Origin of the sequence: Bacteroides sp. 1001136B_160425_E2 (genome assembly GCF_015559655.1) — a bacterium.
Classification (GTDB): Bacteria; Bacteroidota; Bacteroidia; order Bacteroidales; family Bacteroidaceae; genus Bacteroides; species Bacteroides luhongzhouii.
The window spans coordinates 293,723-314,624 of sequence record NZ_JADMQH010000003.1; the positions used below are offsets into that span (position 1 = coordinate 293,723).

At 43.9% G+C, this 20,902-nt stretch carries 10 protein-coding genes; all 10 read left to right on the plus strand.

Going from position 1 to position 20,902, the window contains the following annotated elements:
• Positions 1 to 83 precede the first annotated feature (83 nt).
• Entirely contained in the window at positions 84 to 3,284 is a 3,201-nt protein-coding gene (locus tag I2I04_RS04380; RefSeq protein ID WP_175630452.1) for a SusC/RagA family TonB-linked outer membrane protein, read from the plus strand.
• A 12-nt stretch (positions 3,285 to 3,296) separates the two neighbouring features.
• Complete coding sequence (locus tag I2I04_RS04385) at positions 3,297 to 4,826, plus strand: RagB/SusD family nutrient uptake outer membrane protein (protein WP_195654414.1); 1,530 nt, start codon at positions 3,297 to 3,299, stop codon at positions 4,824 to 4,826.
• A 28-nt stretch (positions 4,827 to 4,854) separates the two neighbouring features.
• Positions 4,855 to 5,880, plus strand: coding sequence for a formylglycine-generating enzyme family protein (locus tag I2I04_RS04390; protein WP_229126921.1), 1,026 nt, complete (start codon positions 4,855 to 4,857; stop codon positions 5,878 to 5,880).
• Positions 5,881 to 5,988: 108 nt separating this feature from the next.
• A complete protein-coding gene (locus tag I2I04_RS04395; RefSeq protein ID WP_195654415.1) occupies positions 5,989 to 7,149 on the plus strand; it encodes a glycoside hydrolase family 105 protein in 1,161 nt (386 codons plus the stop codon).
• A 21-nt stretch (positions 7,150 to 7,170) separates the two neighbouring features.
• Entirely contained in the window at positions 7,171 to 11,277 is a 4,107-nt protein-coding gene (locus I2I04_RS04400) for a hypothetical protein (RefSeq protein WP_195654416.1), read from the plus strand.
• Between the two features lie 22 nt (positions 11,278 to 11,299).
• Positions 11,300 to 12,568, plus strand: a complete 1,269-nt coding sequence (locus I2I04_RS04405) for a DUF4861 domain-containing protein (protein WP_195654417.1) — start codon at positions 11,300 to 11,302, stop codon at positions 12,566 to 12,568.
• Between the two features lie 11 nt (positions 12,569 to 12,579).
• Positions 12,580 to 13,728, plus strand: coding sequence for a glycoside hydrolase family 105 protein (locus tag I2I04_RS04410; RefSeq protein WP_195654418.1), 1,149 nt, complete (start codon positions 12,580 to 12,582; stop codon positions 13,726 to 13,728).
• A 24-nt stretch (positions 13,729 to 13,752) separates the two neighbouring features.
• The gene (locus I2I04_RS04415) at positions 13,753 to 16,155 is read left to right on the plus strand and encodes a glycoside hydrolase family 3 N-terminal domain-containing protein (protein ID WP_195654419.1); all 2,403 of its coding nucleotides are present in this window, start codon (positions 13,753 to 13,755) and stop codon (positions 16,153 to 16,155) included.
• A 38-nt stretch (positions 16,156 to 16,193) separates the two neighbouring features.
• Entirely contained in the window at positions 16,194 to 18,146 is a 1,953-nt protein-coding gene (locus I2I04_RS04420) for a hypothetical protein (protein ID WP_229126922.1), read from the plus strand.
• A 7-nt stretch (positions 18,147 to 18,153) separates the two neighbouring features.
• The gene (locus tag I2I04_RS04425) at positions 18,154 to 20,484 is read left to right on the plus strand and encodes a hypothetical protein (protein WP_195654420.1); all 2,331 of its coding nucleotides are present in this window, start codon (positions 18,154 to 18,156) and stop codon (positions 20,482 to 20,484) included.
• Positions 20,485 to 20,902: the final 418 nt, after the last annotated feature.

Below are 20,902 nucleotides of genomic sequence, written 5' to 3' on the forward strand. Positions count from 1 at the left end.
CCCAAGTGAGATGAATGAACATTATCTATGTTTGCGCCGCTAAGGAATAGTAAACGATTTATTAACCTTGTAAAATTTAGTGTATGAACGACAAAAACAATCTAAAGAAGAGTTCCGGCAGGAAAATAAGATGTCTGGTTACTCTTTTTGTGTTATGCTTGAGTACGATGACTTGGGCGCAAATGAAAGTGACCGGTACGGTGACAGATATGATGGGAGAACCTATTATAGGTGCTAACGTAGTGGAAAGTGGAAACAAAACAGTAGGTACGATAACCAATCTTGATGGTAAATTCACCTTAAATGTAAGTAAGAATGCAGTGTTGGTTATTACTTATGTTGGTTTTGTGGAGAAGAAAGTCAAAGTAGGTGATAAAAGCCAGCTCCTTATTAAACTTGAGGAAGACTCTAAGGCACTGGATGAGGTGATCGTTGTAGGCTACGGTTCGGTGAAGAAATCCAATCTGACTACTTCGGTTTCCAAAATATCTTCGGACGCTATTGAAGGACGTCCTATTACCAGTTTGAGTGATGCGCTTTCCGGTCAGTTGGCAGGTGTGCAGACACAGACATCGAGCGGTATTCCCGGTGAGGAAATGCAGGTGCTGGTCAGAGGTGCAAGTTCTATTAACGGTTCTTCTTCACCGTTGATCGTTGTGGACGGTGTGATTACGGAATCCATGAGCGATGTAAATCCTTCGGATGTAGCTTCTATTCAAGTATTGAAAGATGCGGCGGCTACTTCTATTTATGGTGCCAGAGGTTCGGCAGGCGTAATACTGATTGAAACTAAACAAGCTAAAGGCTCCAAGCCGGTGATTACGTGGGAGTCTTATATCGGTACGCAGAATGCGGTCGGATTACCGGACATGATGACTACTCAAGAATGGCTCGCCTATAATATATGGTATACTAACGCCAAGTATCTGAATAAAGGAGGAACAAACAGTATGTATGTGCCCAATAATAAAAGATCTTCCGGCGACCAGATTAAAGAGCAATGGCTGGTTAATCCGGCTTCGGACGTAGCCGACTGGAGATTCAGAAATGATATTCCAACTACTGACTGGATCGATCAAATTTTGCAAAATGCTTTCACGCATAGTCACCAGGTATCTGTATCGAGCAAAGGGCAGAAGTATGCTGTTTATCTCTCTGCCGGTTATCTCAATCAGGAAGGTATTGTGAAGAATACTGGTTTCGAGCGTTTCAACTTCCGTTTGAATGCTTCTGTAAATCTGAATAAGTATATCAAAGTGGGTGCTACTTTCGCTCCTACCATTTCTCATCAGGATAAAGGTGAGTCTGAAGGAAAGGATAAGCAGATTATGAGTGCCTTACAGATGCCTCCTATCATCGGTTTGGATGAGAATACTCGTGAGTATGGGTTTAATGCCAGTTACCGTAACAATGTGAATCCTTATGAAAGATTAATGAGTGTAATAGATAAGACCGAGAAAAAGACATTCAATACTTCTTTGTGGGCAGAAGCTAAAATCATAAAAGGATTGACTTTTAAGACATTGTTCAACTATAATTCGGACATGAGAATTGATGAGTATTTCCTTCCTGCCAATGTGCAGCCTAATAATGGTTCGACAACGAAAGGAACTGTTAATACAATCAGTGTGAGCCGCACCGGTATTCAGAATACGTTGACTTACAATAAGAAGTTTGGTAAAAAACATGCACTGGAAGCATTGTTAGGTCAGAGTATCGACGAACGCAATGAGTTCAGAACCAACATGGGAGCCATGGACTATCCGTTGGAAAGTGTGCCGACCCTCAACATGGGAGCTACTCCTACCAACGCCAGCAGCTCGAGAACGATTGTTCGCACTTCTTCACTTTTCGGTCGTGTCTCTTATAATTATGCTGATAAGTATTTAGCTTCGGCATCTGTACGTCGTGATGGTTCTTCCCGTTTCGGTCCTGGAAACCGCTGGGCGATGTTCCCGTCTGTATCTGGCGGTTGGAAGATTAGTGGTGAAGAATTTATGAAAGATATCAAACTTATCAACCTGTTGAAACTTCGTGCTTCTTGGGGTATGTCCGGTAATGACCGTATCGGTACTGCGGACTATATACCTAATTATGATGTGACTAACACGGTGTACGGAGGTACTTCACAAGTGGGTGTGTATGCTAAAAACATAGCCAATGCAAACCTAAAATGGGAAACAACCAAAGCATTCGACTTGGGATTCGATTTGTCAATGTTCAATAATCGTGTGCAGTTAAATGTCGATTATTATGTCAATAAGACGGATGACTTGCTTTATTCGATGAAATTGCCGGCAGCCACCGGATTTGGAACAGTAAAGACGAACTTGGCATCTATCGAAAACCGGGGATGGGAAATTGACCTGACAACGGTTAATATACATACGAAAGCATTCAAATGGTCTACTTCGCTCAATTTGGCAGCGAATAAGAACAAGGTACTTGATATGGGAGGTAATGATGATGTGATAACAGAAGCGTATGACGCCCGTTTTATTACGAAAGTAGGGGGACCGATTTCGCAGTTCTACGTTTACCGCACGAATGGTTTGCTGACAGACAGTGATTTTGAACTTGGTCCTGATGGTAAATATGACAAAAGCCGTCCGCGTGTTCCTGTATTGACCAATCAGGTTCCGGGGAATGTGAGATATGTCGATACAGACGGAAATGGAGAAATCAACTCCGATGATATGGTTCCTTACGGTTCGAACGATCCCGACCTGACGTATGGCTTCACCAATCGCTTCTCTTATAAGAACTTTGAGTTGAGCGTTTTCCTGCGCGGACAGATTGGTGGTAAAGTACTTTATCTGGCAGGACGTAGTCTGGATACGGGACGTGGAAACTATAACGGATTAAAAAGATGGCTGCATTGCTACAAGGAAGATTATGCCGGTGGCAATCCGATACCAACTGATCTGGGAGTGGACATGTCATGGGATGGAGTGACTCCGTTGCCTTACGGTCTGGGTAACAACTCGCCTCTAAATAAAGACGGCCAAATGCACATGACGGACTTGGCTATTTATAATGCGTCTTTCTTGCGCATACAGAATATCAGCCTGACTTATAAATTGCCTAAGAAATGGTTGAGAACATCTCATATTCAGGATGCCAAGATATATGTGACGGCAGAAAACTTGTATACATTCACCGACTATATCGGCAATCCGGATGTCAATAGCTATTCACCTAGTAATCCGATGGTACGTGGTGCGGATTATACCACTTATCCACAGTCAAGAAAGTATATATTCGGAGTTAACTTAACATTTTAATCTATTGTCATTATGAAATCATTGTATAAATTAATCATAGGGATAAGTTGTCTGTTCGCATTTTCTTCTTGCGAGGGATACTTGGATGTAGACCAGCCTTCTATCTACACTGACCAGAATTATTATAAGACGCCGCAGGATTTTGAGACTGCCATTAATGGTTGTTATGCCCAATTGCAAACGATCTACAATAAGAATTATCTGGAAGCGATTGTTACCCGTGCCGACGAAGTTCGTAACTCCAGTCCGATAGGACGGTTTATGGATACTCCTATGGAGAGTAGATGGTCAAAGCCTTGGTCGTCTTGGTGGACGCTGGTCTTTCGTTGTAATCAACTGTTAAGTAGAATAGATGCGGTAACGTTTACGGATGAAGATCGTAAGAAGCATATTACTGGAGAAGCTTATGCTTTACGTGGATTGGCATATCTTCAGTTTGCTTGGTGCTGGGGAGGTGCTCCGCTGATTACGAAGGAAATCACTCGTGAAGAAGTGTATAAGGTGAAGCGCTCCAGTCAGGAAGATACTTACGGACAAGCTATATCCGATTTTAAGGATGCATTCAACAGATTGCCGGAAAGCTGGGCAAGCAGTGAAGTAGGACGGGTGACAAAATATGCTGCTGCCGGTATGCTGGGACGTACTTATATGTATATGCGCGATTATGCTACTGCTGCGGAATATTTGTCGCAGGTAGTTGCCAAGGAAGGTACTCTTTATAAATTGGCCGATAAATACGAAGATTGTTTCAGCGACGTGTATAATAATGATAAGGAACGCGTGTGGGAGGTGCAGTATTTAGGTGGTACTGCCGGCAAGGCTTTGGGATTGAGCCAGAGTTTCAGTGGCTGGTTTATACCTTCTACATTGAATAAGGATAAGGGGGACTATGAGAAACTGAATGGGATCACATTTATTGGTGCCTCCGGTTCTATCCGTGCGTCTATGTCTCTTGCAGGTGATGGCGTTTATGAAGAGAATGATAAAAGAAGGGATCTGACCATTGTTAATAATTTGTATGGAGATAAAAGTACTCCGCAACCGGATGTCTATTATGTCAGAAAATTCTTGAGAGCTACTAAAAATGCGCCTACTGCCGTTGATGAATGGGGAAATAATATTCCTATCCTAAGGTATACGGACGTGAAACTGATGTATGCGGAAGCGTTGAATGAGGTGAACTATTCGGCGAACTTGTCTGAAAAGATATTGCCTATTATCAATGATGTAAGAAAAAGAGCCGGGTTGACAGCTAAAGTCGCTGAAGATTTCCCTGATAAACAGTCTGTATTCGATTATCTTGTTAAAGAACGTTTTGTAGAATTCTGTTTTGAAGGTATCCGTTGGCCGGACTTGATTCGTTGGGATTTGGCAGAGGATGCCATGAAAGCGCATTTTGCTTTGAGAGACGAAGGATATAATGAAACGAGTGAACAACCTCTTTATAGTATGCGCTCATACTATAAACTAGCTCCTATCCCTCTTTCGGATATATTGGCTTACGGAAATAAGGAGATTATGTGGCAGAATGATGGATATTAATCAACGGTTAACGCTAAAAAAGAAAGCTATGATGATAAAAACATTAAAATATATAATGCTGGGTACTGCTTTGGTTATGGCAACTACTTCTTGCAGCGATAATGATGAGTATGATAACATATCACGTCCGGTAGAACCGGGTGATGCCTATTTCAGTTCGGAGCCATTAAAGGAAGGTCCTTCTTTGTTTGAGGCTGCTACTATAAATGCAACCAAAATACCACGCATCAAAGATGCTAGGGATTGGTATCCGGCAGATCCGGAAAATGTTTGGACCACAGAAATACGTCCCGAACGAGTAAAGTTCTTTGAAAAGTTTATTAAGGAAGATATGGTGTTTGTGAACGGTGGTACTTTCCTGATGGGAGGAACTGCGGAACAGGGAGAGAACGTTCATATTCACGAGCTTCCAGTGCATAAAGTGACTGTTAGTGATTTTTACATTTGTAAATTTGAGGTCACGCAAGAACTATATTCTTATGTAATGGGTAAGTGGGAGAATTTTTCCTGGAAAGACAAGGCTAGTACTCGCTTGCCAATGGATAATCGTCTTTTTTCAGAGATGCAGAACTTTTGTAATAAACTGAATGAGATAACCGGATTGCATTTTATGCTTCCTACCGAGGCACAGTGGGAGTTTGCTGCCCGTGGTGGTAGAAAACGGACTTCTACAATCTATGCCGGTAGTAATGTCTTCGATGAAGTAGGATATAATCTATCCAATTGTTACCGATTGCCCGAAGGACAAACAGCTATGCAGTTTTGGCCGGAAGAAGTAGGAAAGAAAGCACCGAACGAACTGGGGCTTTATGATATGTCCGGTAACGTAGCCGAAGTTTGTCTTGACTGGTATGAAGAATATGGCGGAGAAGATCAGATAGATCCGACGGGACCGGAATCGTTGCCATCAGATGTACCACAAAAACGTATCTGTCGTGGTGGAGGATGGAATACCAATACAAATGCTTGTCGGGTTTCCTCACGCAGCGCTTTCCCCATAGAGAAACGTAACAAATTAATCGGTTTCAGACTAGTACATCCCAAAATAGATTGATTTGTGAGATTGATTCTCTTTTATATACTAATTTGCCTGGGCATATCGGCTTTGCCGATTGTCCAACAGCAAAAACTGGTATATTAAATTATTAAATAGGTATGAGTTATGAGAAAATATAGTATAATAGGATCTTTACTTTTAGTGGTAGTAGCTGTATGTGCTTTCACATTCGGACATCGCGGAACAGCGAATACTGAATTAACAGACTTCCCACTGGAAGCAGATCCGGTGGCTGTAGGAAATAAAATATCCAACCGCTTTCTGGAGCAATGGCATTCGCAGTACGGTAGTCCGTTACGTGTGGACGAGCCGCGTACACAGGTCACTTATCCGGATGTATGTACTTGGTTGGGAGGATTGTGGTTCGCAAAAGCAACACAAAATATCGGGTTGCAGGAACGACTTGAAGCACGCTTCCAACCGTTGTTCACTACAGAGGCTTATTTGCAACCTAAGGCAAACCATGTTGATAATAATGTTTTTGGCGTATTGCCTTTGGAACTGTATATGCAAACAAAGGACGAAAAATACCTGGAAATGGGTATGAAATATGCCGATACACAGTGGGATGCTCCTGATACACTGAAACTGACTGCCTACGAACAAGCGTGGGCGGATAAGGGATTTTCCTGGCAAACACGTTTATGGATGGACGATATGTTTATGATTACAGCTATTCAGGCACAGGCTTACCGGGTGACAAAAGATGAGAAATACATCAATCGTGCTGCCCGTGAAATGGTTGTTTATCTGGATTCATTGCAACTGAATAACGGTTTGTTCTATCATGCTCCTTCCGCTCATTATTGTTGGGGACGCGCCAACGGCTGGATGGCTGTGGGAATGGCGGAATTATTACGTATCTTACCGGAGAATAACTCGGATAGACCTGCCATTATGAAGGGTTATCTGAAGATGATGAAAAAACTGAAAGAGACCCAGAATGAACATGGCATGTGGAGACAGTTGGTAGACGATCCGGAATTGTGGGAGGAAACTTCGGGAAGTGCTATGTTTACATATGCAATGATTGTAGGCGTGAAGAAAGGTTGGCTGGATGCGGAGGAATATGGAAAGGCAGCACGTCAGGGCTGGATTGCTTTATGTAACTATATTGATGAAGCAGGAGATGTAAAGGCTGTATGCGAGGGAACGATGATTAAGAATAGTCGTGAACATTACGTCAACCGTCTGCCACTGACGGGAGATCTTCACGGACAAGCACCTGTGCTTTGGTGTGCATATGCACTGGTGGCAAACTTATAAAGATTGATAATATTTTAGACCATGAAAACACGTATTCTGTTTGTAGTATTCATTGTATTGGCAGTATGCTTGCAGGCACAGGTAAGAATGTCTGCCGGGAAATCCGTCCGGTTCGAAAAACAGGATGTGATTGATATTGCAACTTATAATTGGCCGAGAACTCTGGTAAGTTATCCGGTCGTTTTTGAAGGAGGAGTGAAAGAGGATACGCTTTCATTGATCGATAAAATAAAAAACAAGTCTGTTCCTTTCCAATTATCGGAAAAGGTGGTAAGGAACGGACTGTTGTATAACGCTACGGTAAGTTTCTTTGCGGCATTGCCACAAGGAGGATCGTTTCAATATGAATTTACCGCAACAGGTTCCCGACCTGTTGCGGTGGAACGTCCGTTGAAAGTAGCGTCAGAAGGAAATCAGTTTTCAATAGGCAATGAGGAGTTGGCTGTGTGTATTCCAGCTTCACAGGCAGCCGGGGTGGAAAAAGCTCCGGCTCCCATTATCTCGCTTCGCAAAGGTGAACGAAAGATAGGAAATAATGTATTATATGCTGGCCGGAAAAAGATTGAACGGATAGAGACTATTCCTGTGGAAAAAGGTGATCTGTTTGTTACATATCAGGTGAAGTATTATCTGGAAGGGAATGCTACTTATATCGCTCGTGTAAAAGTGGTGCAAGGTTATCCGTTCGTTATCTTGGAAGAAGAGATGAATAATCTGTCGAAAGAAGATCAGGTATATCTAGATATGTGTTGGGAGGATTTTGCTCCTGTCAAACGTTTCGGAACGCAGTGGGACCGGGTATTCGACAAAGCATCGCAATGGGTGGGTATCGATGCGCCTGTTCATACCAGCTATTCGCAGGAAGATCCTCATTGGACGGGAATGGGCTGGATAGAAGATCCTTCCAAGGAGATGATTTATCGTATTTCTCCATTTGGCGGAAATTCAGTGAGAGAGCAGACTCCGATTATGTCTTTCTGGGAAGAAGGGAAGAATGCGGATGAACTGGGGGTATTTGTATACGATCATCAAAAGTGGGACGACCGTCAATATGGAATCTGGCAGCCGACTCCCGATTTAAGTATTTATTTCCGGTACAATCAGAAGAAGTTATACTTTAAATATCCGCTCGTGAACGGAAGTCGTTCTACTGCAATTGCCTTCTTTTCGGAAGAGCAAGGTCAGCAAGCAGTAAAAGAGTTTAATAAACGCATCGATAAGATTGCCGCTAATGGTGGTGCACATCGATCGGAGTTTCTGTCCTATCGCTATGCACAGATGCTACATCAGCAATATGCTTCCTTGAGCTTGGATAAGGTTAAGGACTGGGAACTGGAATATCCGGATGACAGGAAACAGCCGGAAAACCTGTTTACCGATGTTACTAAGCTGACTCCGGAGAGTTTCTATAAGAGTGTGATCTCATCCGCTTTCGCTTATTATCCGATGGGGTTGAACTTTTATCCGGGTATTCATTCAATAGAACACCGTCCGGTATATTCTAAATTGGTAGAAGGTTATCTGTTTCATGCCCGTAAGTTGACCGAGAAACAACGGAAGACTGTGAATGCCCTATTTATAATGGGGGGATACGTCAATATGCTCGAAGAGATGAATGCTATCCGCACCTCATTGGCGGGTACGGCAAATATGGCGGCCGATGGTTGGTGTGTTCCTATGCAGGTATCTTATTTATTCCCGGAACATCCGATGGCTAAGGAGTGGGGAGACTTCTTTGAGAAATGTCTGGAAATTTACGGTCTATTCTACACACGTCCCGAGGTGAAAGCTTTTGAAGGAAAAGGCGGACGCTGGGTAGAGAGCTTGGGCGTCTACAACTGGGCTTATCTTCGTCCAACAGGTCACTCTAATATAGCAAGTGAATTGTATGATGGTAAGAACCGGTTTGCCAGCCCGTATATGGCGGAGAGAGGTAAATGGTTGGTGGATATGCTGACTGCTCCTGTCTATAATTATCGAAATATAAAAGATGCGAAGCCGGGTTATCCGCAAGGATGGAAGCCGGGAGATGCATTGGACGGAGAACATTTCACTCGCCAGTATCCTGCTCACGGTGCACATGGGGGAGGAACGACTTTCGATCGTCCTTCTTCGTTGATGGAATTGGGAGAATGGCTATTTAACTACGATCCGATAGTGGCAGAGAATATCTTTTGGGCTGGCAAGCTGGGTAAAGAACTGGAGCATAAACCGAATAATTCGGATTGGACGGAGGTGTATAAGCAGATGCATACAGTAAATAATACCGGAACGAACCCGCATCTGAAAAGCTGTAAATATGTAGGGCATGGTATTGTGCTCCGGGCGGGTGTGGACACGCCGGAAGAATTGTCTATCCATTTGGAACAAGTGGACAAAGGACCTAATTATCGTTGGGGAAATCAGGCACAGGGAAATTCCGGTGGCATCTATTTTTATGCGCAGGGACAACTTTTCACCGGTCATGAGAATGAAAATGCCGGTGACCATGTGACGAATAATTTGGATGGGATCACCAACTTCGGTGTGATGAAGAACGGAGAGTTCCGTACGATCGGTATGAATGAGTTGACTGCTCCACTCTATGATCTGGGTATTGCGCAGTTTGCGGAACTATTACCTGCTACCGGAACAGATTTATATAGCTGGCCTGAATACCAGTCCCGCAGTATCTTGCTTGTTGGTACGGATTACTATCTGATCTTTGATGAAACAGGAACTAATTGGCGGGCAGCACATCGTTTCTCCTGGTTTACAGGAAAAGGATTTGATTATCCCCAAATTACTTTCTTGTCCAAACCGGCACGTAATGATTACTGGACAACTGCACAAACTGTTACATCCAAAGGTTTTTATCGGGATGCCTTCGGTTCGCTGCTGACATTGGTTTCTCATAAGAAAGGAAAAGTGACGCCCTTGCGGGGGAGCATGAAGAATATCCCTTTATTGGAAACGAAAGATGTAACTGACTTTATTCCGGCTAAGAAAGATGCTTACCCGGAAGGAGTAGTAGGCATCCGTGCTCCGCAAAGTGAAGATTTGGTGTTCCGTGCAGGAAAGGATTTGGAATATCACACGGAGCAAGAAACATTTGAAGGCAAGGCAGGAGTGATTCGCCGGATGAAGGATGGCAGTCTGCAACTAGCTTTAATCAAAGGTACAAAGATTTCAGCAGACGGTTTAAGTTTGTCATTGAAGAGAGAACAGGATGCGGCTGTTGCCGTGACCCGTGCCGTTGATGGAACTTTGTCGGGTATGTTTAAGGTTTTGAAAGCCACAGAGATGACTCTTTCGGGACTGACAACTAAAGGAGTTTTCTATATCGATGGTGTAGCTCAACCTGTCAGCGTGAAGGCAGGACAGGCAGTGGTGACATTACCACAGGGTGAACATACATGGGAGTATACCACAGAAAAGGCTATGCCGCTGCCTGCTAAAATAACGAATGTAACGTACGAAAAGAATCAGCTATCGGTTGAGTGGGAAAATCCGAATCGGATGAAGACGGTGCGGCTGGAAGTTTCGGTTGATGGTGGAAAGAACTGGAAAGCGGTGAAAACGACGAATCAATCTCCTTATAAGTTATCCAAAAATGGTTATGAAGGTAAGATTCATGTTCGGGTTGTTGCCATGAATGGAAAGAGGGAGGCTTCTTTTGCACAGGAATATCCGGTTTATATTACTGATAAAGCACCCCACTATCCGGAAGGTATTTGGATGAAACTCAATGATAACTGCGTGACATTATCGTGGGGCAAAGTTCTTGGCGTACAGCAGTATCGTTTGTACCGGAGAGTGAAAGGTGAAACTGAATTCCGGAAAATCTATGAAGGAAAGGCAAACTGCTTTACTGATAAGACAGTTCAAGGCATTCGGAAAGCCTTCGATATGCCCGGTTCGTTGGATAATCGTTTGCAGAACAGGGAGAATCTGACCATATATGAGTATGCTGTTTCCGCTGTCAATGGGAATGGAGAAGGAACTTTGTCTCCGATAGAGAATACTGATCCGGCTTCGTGGAAGAACTGGTATCCGGCTACGGCTTTGAAGTTCAAACGTCAGTCCGCATTCTGGATGCCACCGTATATGCCGGAGCCTATGTCACCGGAGAAATATTATCCCAATTAATAACCAATCTATTAGAGATGCAATGAGAATCATCTATATTTTGTGTGCTTTGGTCGTCAGTTTCTCCTCTTGTCAGGAGAAAACCGCAACTACCATTGTGTTACAGAATCCGATAAATAAAGAGCGCGTAGATGAAAGTTTCAAACTTTCACGTGCGGAGTTGAAAGCTGCCAGTGAGAGCCTGGTTCCCGTAGTGAAGAAGCTGGACGGTACATACGTTCCCTGTCAGGTTGATGATATTGATCGGGACGGTGTGTGGGATGAATTGGCTTTTGTATATACCCTGAAAGGAGAAGAAAAGGTTGAACTGATGGTAGAGTGGGTTTCTGTATCTGATTATCCAGTTTTTGAAAGACGTACTAATATTCGTTATGGGAAAATGACTTCTCCCGGGCACGTGGAGGAACTGGCATTTGATATGCATGGCAAACATAACTTACCTAGATCTGTGAATTATCCTTATCAGATGGATGGACCGGCATGGGAAAATGATAAAATAGCTTTCCGCCACTATTTCGACGGGCGGAACTGTCGGGATCTGTTTGGTAAGAGAATATCGGAGATGGTGCTGGATACAGTAGGTATCCGTGCGGACGGATACCCGGATAACACCTATCAGGTATTAAGAGAGTGGGGATGCGACATTTTGAGTGCGGCCAATTCTTTTGGTTTGGGAGGTCTTGCTCTTCAGTTGCCGGATACGTTGGTTCGTATGGGAGTGGAGTCTAAAGATACGGTGGATATCATCGACTCTTCTCACTTTGAGATAATCATGGAAGGTCCGGTACGCTCAATGTTTCGGTTAGACTTTATTGGCTGGGATGTATTGGGAACAAAAATCGACGTTCATGAAACGGTGACGATATGGGCAGGAAAACAAGGACATGAAGAAGATATCCGGATCTCGCCGCTTCCTGAAAATGCGGTATTAGTAACGGGTATTGTGGCCAATAACAACACAAAGGAACCTGTGGAGAAGCAATATGATGGGAAGTGGATTTCCATGATTACCCATGATAAGCAGACGGTTAATAAGGACTATGAATTAGGAATGGCCTTACTGATTCCGCAGGAACAACTGATAGAAACTTTCCATACCCCCGACACAGGAAGCGGAATCCTTAAGACATGGTGTGCCAAACTGAAACCGGGAGAGAAAGGCTATCACTATCAGGTATATGCTGGTTGGGAACTTGGTGTGGACAGTTTTTCCGAACGAGAAGATTTCATCCGCTTAATTGATACCTATGCCGATCACTTGAATCATCCTATAATTATAACCATCAAATAAGATAAGAAGAAATGAAGAAACAAATATTTTTATTGCTTACCGTCGTAAGCATGCTTTCATCATGTGCAACAGATAAGAAAGCGAATACCTGGGGAGATGAATTAAACCGCTATGTGATAGAATCTTATATGCCTTCCAACAAGTATGTGTGGAACTGGAATGAAGCCATTTTCTTGAAAGCTGCCATTGAACGTTGTGAGAATAATATCGCAACAGAACAGATGTTTGCTTATGTGCGCGAGGCGATGGAACATACGATGGGTGATGTGAACGGGCTGCATCCTAATGCAGTGGCTTCCGGCTTCGGAATGGCTTATCTGGCGCAGGCCACAGGGGAAGAGATATATAAGGAAAAAGCTTTTGATGTCTATAAGGATTATTGTAATATCCCGCGATCTACTAACGGAGGAATCTCTCATCGTGAAGAAGTGATCGAATTGTGGGATGATACTGTCTATATGGTAAGCGAGTTTTTGATGCAGATGTATAAACTGACAGGGGATGAGAAGTTTCTGAAAGAAGCCATTTTCCAAATCAATGCGCACGCCGAGAAACTGGAAGATCCGGAAACGGGCTTGTGGTATCATGGTTGGGATAATGATTCTATTTCTACGGTCGACCCTTGTTGCCTGTTGGGATGGGCGGATAATCCTTATCGGAGAAATAATGAATTCTGGGGCAGAGGCAACGGATGGATTACCATGACACTGGTGAATATCCTTGAACTTATGCCGAAACAAATGTCGGAATATAAACAGTTGAAAGAGAAATACCTCAAAATGATGAATACATTGGCCCATGTACAGGATCAGAAGAATGGACATTGGTATCAATTGCCTGTTTATCCGGGCGAGGAAGGAAACTTTATCGAAAGTTCCTGCACAGCGATGTTCGCATACGCTATCACAGCGGGAATCAGAAACGGGCTGTTGCCTGCCGACACCTATCTGCCGGTAGTGGAACGTGCTTATAACGGTTTGCAGGAACATAGCCTGATGAAGAAAGGAGAGTATTTGGTGATGAAGAATGTATGTGCCGGCACTTGTATCGGTGATAAGGACTACTATTATAATCGTGAGGTTGTGAATGACCGTCCGTTCGGATATGGAGTCGCCATTATGTTTTACGACCAGTATCAACTGCTGAAAGCTCAATCATAAGTATAAACTGAAGACTGGAATCACATGAAGACATTTTTAAAAGTCACTACCTGGGCTATTTGCTCTGCCACGGTTTTAAATATATCTGCTGCGGCCTTCAACAGCCCTTCTGTTTCTGCCACTTCCAAGAACGGAATCTATCGCAAAGGCTGGATTGATTTCAATAAGAATGGCAGGATGGATGTTTACGAAGATCCGAGTGTTCCTGTGGAAGTGCGTGTGCAAGACTTGCTGAACCAAATGACGGTGGAAGAAAAGACCTGCCAAATGGCTACCCTTTATGGTTCGGGACGGGTGTTGAAGGAGGCCGTACCTGTCGAAGGGTGGAAACAGGAAATTTGGAAAGACGGAATCGGTAATATTGATGAACAGCACAACGGATTGGGAGAGTTCGGTTCCGAATATTCTTTTCCCTATACGAAGCATGTAAAGACGAAGCATGATCTCCAACGCTGGTTTGTGGAGCAGACACGGTTGGGCATTCCCGTAGACTTCACTAACGAAGGCATCCGTGGATTGTGCCATGACCGGGCTACTTACTTCCCTTCGCAAAGCGGACAGGGAGCTACCTGGAATAAACAATTGATTGCCCGTGTCGGAGAAGCGGAAGCAAAAGAAGCCGATGCGTTGGGATATACCAATATCTATTCTCCTATTCTCGATATCGTGCAGGACCCTCGTTGGGGACGTGCTGTGGAGACTTACGGAGAAGATCCATACTTGGTGGGACAGTTGGGAAAACAGATGATTATGAGTCTGCAAAAGCAGAATCTGGTTTCTACGGTCAAGCACTTTGCTGTATATAGCATACCGGTAGGAGGACGTGATGGGAAGACACGCACTGATCCTCATGTAGCGCCGAGAGAAATGCGTACTCTGTATCTGGACCCGTTCCGGGTGGCATTTACGGAGGCGGGCGCATTGGGCGTAATGAGTTCGTACAATGATTATGACGGCGAACCGATTACCGGCAGTCATAAGTTTCTGACAGGTATTCTGCGTCAGGAATACGGTTTCAAGGGGTATGTAGTGTCCGATAGTGAAGCGGTAGAATTTATAACGACTAAGCATCAGGTGGCGACAGATGAAGTTGACGGAGTAGCGCAGGCTGTCAATGCAGGACTCAATATCCGTACTCATTTCACGACTCCCGAAGATTTTATCATACCTCTGCGGAAAGCCATTGCCGAAGGAAAGGTATCGCAAAAGACGCTCGATGACCGGGTAGCGGATATTCTGCGTATTAAGTTTTGGCTGGGACTGTTTGATAATCCGTTTAGAGGAAATGGCGAACAGGCAGAAAAGGTGGTTCATTGCCAGGAACATCAGGATTTATCATTAGAGGTAGCCCGCCAGTCATTGGTATTATTGAAGAATGAGAACCAGCTGTTGCCTTTGAAGAAATCATATACGAAGTTAGCCGTCATTGGCCCGAATGCAGATGAACGCGAACAACTGATTTGCCGTTATGGTCCGGCTAATGCGCGGGTAAAAACGATTTATCAGGGAATCAGAGAGCTATTGCCGGATGCTTCTGTGGTATATAAGAAAGGATGCGAGATTGTCGATCCTCATTTCCCGGAGAGTGAGATACTTCCTTTTGAAAAGACGGAAGAAGAAAAGCACATGATGGAAGAGGCACTGGCTGCTGCACGTGAAGCGGAAGTGGTTATCATGGTTTTGGGAGGCTCGGAACTGACGGTTCGTGAAGACCGTTCACGTACGAGTCTGGACTTACCGGGGCGTCAACAGGAATTGTTGGAAGCTGTTTGTGCTACTGGAAAACCGGTTGTATTGGTGATGATTGATGGACGTGCCGCCAGTATCAACTATGCGGAAAAGTATGTTCCCGCTATTCTTCATGCCTGGTTTCCCGGTGAGTTCGGCGGCCAGGCGGTTGCAGAGGCTCTGTTTGGCGACTATAATCCCGGAGGGCGCTTGGCGGTTACTTTCCCTAAATCGGTAGGGCAGATACCGTTTGCTTTCCCGTTCAAGCCCGGTTCGGATGAGGCTTCGGAGACTTCGGTATATGGTGCTCTTTACCCTTTCGGATATGGTTTGAGCTATACCGCTTTTGAATATCGTGACTTGGTTATCACTCCCGAAAGACAAGGAACGCAAGGTGGCATCACTGTATCTTGTAAGGTAAAGAATGTGGGAAGTCGCGTGGGGGATGAAGTGGTACAACTCTATCTAAGGGATGAGGTAAGCAGTGTGACTACTTATGTGAAGGTACTGCGAGGTTTTGAACGCATCACTTTGAAACCGGGAGAAGAGCAGACGGTACATTTCCGATTAACTCCCCAGGATTTGGGCTTGTGGAACAAGGATATGAATTTTGTGGTGGAACCGGGTACATTTAAAGTGATGATTGGTTCGTCCTCTACTGATATTCGCCTTACCGGTGGCTTTACGATTCATGAATGACAGAGTTGAATTCTTTCAAACTTAAAAACAAAGATAATATGAAACTAAGATATATCGGCTTTTGCATATTGTTGTCGCTTGGCGTGGTCATTTGTAATGACAGTATGGGGCAGGAAACAAGCCCGTTCTCGCCTTCTGTATTGGAAAATTTGCAGAATGACGTAGAACCCGTCATGCGCGGAGCCACTTATGAAGAGAGAAGCCGGTCGCTCATTCAACGTATGCTACAAGCTAAACTGGCGAAAGAGGACAACATCAAGTATCTGTCTCCATTTTACTATGTACGATTGTGGTGCGATTATGAAACGGAAGAGGCTATCTCGAAGTTGACTGATATGTATCAATATCAACTGGACCATGTGGATGATTTCTATCAATCCGGTTCTGATATGGATTTCTTTGCTCATGCCACTATGCACGGTTATCTGCTTACCAAAGATAAAATGCCGGAAAAATTGCGTAAGAAGATTAAGGAATTTATGAAAATAGGGAAGTATGCAAGCGAGCGTGGAACGCTGAATATGCGGATGATGCATCAGACAAGCGGTTTTCTGTGTGCAGAAGAATGGCCGGATTTTGTGGATGCGGACGGGCATGACTCTTCTTACCTGAAAGATTATTTGCGAGGCAGAATCCTCAATGTCCTGAAACAGTTTTTCACAGACAATTGCCGTGAAGCAGATGCATTCACTTATATAGGAACCAATCTTCAATACGTGCGAATGCTTGCCGAATTCAGTCGGGATGAAGAGATACGTAAGACGGCTGCGATTACTTATCAACACATGGCAGCACAATTGATGTTGCCTTGGAATCAGGGATTGTATTGCGCCAATCCACCCCGTTGCAAAGGCTGGACCAATTTATATACGGGCAATTTGAGTACAGATGTACAGATTGTGCAGTTGGCTTGGTTGTTTTATGGTTCGCCGGATGAACGTATCATCCGTTTGACTGCCGGCAAAGATAATTTCGGATGCTTCAATTTCTGGATGGCTTATCAACGCACTGTCAAGCCTCTTCCTTATCTGGAAGCTTTGAATGCTGAAAAGAAATATCCTTATCGTTTTGACGCTTTGCGCATCGATGAAAGGCATTTCTATTGCAGGTCTACTTATCAAAGCCAGAATTACGGACTGTCTACACAAACGATCGAAGCCTTTCCTGAAAAACTGAAAGGATTTCAGTATACGTATGCTTTTAAGGAAACAAAGAACTTGCATTTAGTGTGGCAGTCGGATGTATCCAATGCTTCTGTATTCAGTGTGTGTCATGACAATCCGGAGCGTCCGCAAAGGCATCAGACTGTATCGAATAAGCCGGGATATGGTGAGAATCCCTATCATCGGGTACTAGGGTACGAAAGAAGTGCGATAGGGGTATATAATGTGGCGGATGATTATATGAATCAACCTACATTCTATCAGATGTATGTTCCTTTCAGCCGTAAGGGAATCAAGAAAAGAATCGTCAAGGAAATCAATGGTATGCGGTGGGTACTGTGTCACACAGGTTCTATGATGTTTGCCTTTACTACTCCCGAAGCATGGGATTTTGATACGGTAGACGGTAAGTATACGATCAAGGACCATGATGTGCTTACGCTGAAAGACCGTAATCGGCGTAGAGGCTCTTGGGTGTTGGAGACAACGGAGATTACCCGGCAATACAAAGATGCCCTAGGCAATCAGGAAAAGGAATTGGCTAAATTTGCCGGTGATATCTCCAAAAAGACTAAATTCACGCGGTCTACCGATTACGAAACGAGTGACACTCCTGCTATCTCGTATACCAATATTCAAGGTGACGTGCTGGAACTAACGTTCTTCTCGCCCGAAACTGCTTATGCCGGACAATATAAGGTAAATGGAAAAACAGTGAAATTGAATACTGAATATATCTCTCGAAGTGATTATATGCAACAAAAAGCGGGGAGTAACATGGTGCAATTCTATACGAAAGAAGGAACTAAAACGCTGAAACTGGAATAATATATTTATGAAACTAAGATCTTTATTATTAGCCGTTGCTTGTTTGCTATTATCCTGCCATGTTCATGCGCAGGAATTGCGTAAAGCGGATTTTCTGCCGAAAGCCTCAACTGCTTTCGATTTGTTGACGCAGAATCATAGCGAAGAGCGTATTGTAAGCGAAATCAAGAAAAAGAATGTTCGCTGGATGACGAATCTGATGTCCGCATCGGCTATCTTCTATAAAGCAACGCAGCAAAAGCGTTATTTGGATCTGTCGGAACTTGTATTTAAAAGTGCGGTACGTGAATGGCGGAAGGATGAGAAGCTCATGCGTGGGAGGGACGATTTCTTTGCTTTGCAGAATCTGACATTAGCATACGAGATTCTGAAAGAAAATGAACGCCTGACGGATGAAGCGGACGATATAATGGTTCGTTTTGCCGACCTCCACTTTGAACCCGAATTTGTGGTAGATAACAACCAGGGGCAAGAGCGTGCACTTGGATTTGTACGTATGTATAATCTATTCCCTGATGCTCCTAATGCCGCCCAATGGAAAGAATATATTGACAAGATGTGGGATTTCTGGTATCGGAATAAGGATGTGGATGAAACGGCAACGCTCTATGCTTCTATCCATCTGAATGATATTATCTCCATCGGCATTGAAAGCGGCAAGGTATCGCAATTAAAAACGCCGGAAATAAAAAAGTGGTTTGAACGCTATCGCGATCAGCAAGCGCCAAGCGGCTATATGCCCGAATATGGAGACGATTATTTCTTTGCCTACAACAACTGGATCCTGGTCTTTGAAAAGATGGCCCGCCTGACTGGAGATGCCTCATTCCGAAAGGCTGCGTGGAAACTCTTTACCATCGGCTACCCCAACCTGGATGACAAATATCTGAAACCCGGATGGAATCCTCGTCAGGCTTGCGACTGGGCTACGCTGGCAGAAGTGGCTCTGCTTCCTTCATTCAAGGGAAAACTGGATACACCGACTCGTACTTCTCTAGTGACTACTCGTACCAATCGCAAGGGGCGGACCGGAATTCCCGACCAGCTTTTGCTTCGTGCTTCTGCCGAACCGGGAACTCCTTTCGTCATGAGTGACTTATACGCTTCCGGAACTCATCAGCATCCTAACTTGCGGGGAACTATTAACTATTTTGAAGTAGATAATAATCCGTTGTTTCATGGAGTTCAACGGCATGCAACAGACGCACGACATGGCAACACGGTCATATTGATGAAAGAACAAGGTAGAGGATTCCCTTTTGACGAAAAAGCCAGCCGCCTGCTGACAGATACTTGGTTTACCGATTATATAGATTTTAGTTCCTCTACCGAAATCTCCGACAATCCTGCCATGCGTGGTATGCAAAAGATTACATTCCGTTTTCAAGGGGAACCGGGAGAGGTTATCTATATAAAGGATGTCAGACTGATGGGGACGGCAGGAAATCAATCGTTACACGATTGCACGACGCTTAATAACTGGAGTAGAAATGCTTCTTTAGTCGATTTGGGGAAAGAAGGAAAAGCTGTAAAAGTGGTTCTTCAGGACAAGAATGTTTGTTTTGTTTCTTTGGATGTTGCAGTAGATTTTAATTTGAATGAATATCGCTATATCGGTTGTGATTGGAAACATGAAGCGAAAAATGGGGCTAAGAAGTCAAAGCTGGACTTTATGATACGTGCTCACAATAAGGTTTCTCTACCAGGCGAAGATTATGTTCACGAACAGGTAGGGGTATTATTTAACCCGAACACTGTGAAGAAAGCCATTGTGGAAACGCGTGAAGGGGATTCTTATGGACAGATTGTACTGGACAATCAATGTGTGAACGGCTCTACCTTGCAGCGTAATATTGTATTGACTAAAGAAGGAATCCTTATTATGCAGGATTGTTTGTTGCCCGGAAAGGGAACGGAAGATTATACCGCAGGAAGCCTTTGGCAATTATATACCTTGGACAAAAGTGGAAAGAACTGGTTTAATTCTCTGGGTGAGAAGAAGAAATGGAAAGATCGTTCGGGCGAGGAGATTGAAACAGATCAGTTATTAGTTTATTTTGAGGAACAAAAGGGCCGTAGCTTTGGAGCACAACAACAGGAGTATACGGTAAAACCTGTGACAGCTTTTGCCAAACAGAAGGTTAAACCGGGTTCTCCGGTTGTGTTTGTGACAATTGTTGTGCCTCATAATGCCGCTTGGAAGGCAGAAGATATAGCGAAAGCCATTTCCGCTAAGACAAATGCTGCACAACAGAGTGATATACAGATTACTCTTGCCAATAAGAGCGTATTGCATGTAAGAGTTTCTAAAGATGGAAACTGGAAGGTGAAACGGTAAGTTACTCCTACCAAGAGCGGGGAGTCTTGTACAATTCAAATTGTATTGCCATTATTAATTTGTTTTTGCCTTATACATTGCTACGTACCTTTAATTTACCGTTGCAAGCCTATAAGGACATTGTTTTCTGTTGTTGCAAAGCTAATCGATCATCTTCGGACTTAGGGGGAGGGTGTTATATAGCTGTTGTTTGTTTGCTATCAAGCGGCTTTTATAAGTTATCCTGCCTTTATTCTTGGACTAAGGCATAGGGATAGTTGTCTTCCGGTGCCTTTATCATTAGTTTCCCACGGCCGTGGAGAGATCTCTTCATGGCTGTGGTAGTATCTTTCCACGGCCGTGGTAGGAATTCGCCACGGCCATGAAGAATGAACTATATCAGTAGCAAAGATAAACTATATCAGGGAGAAAAGCAAAG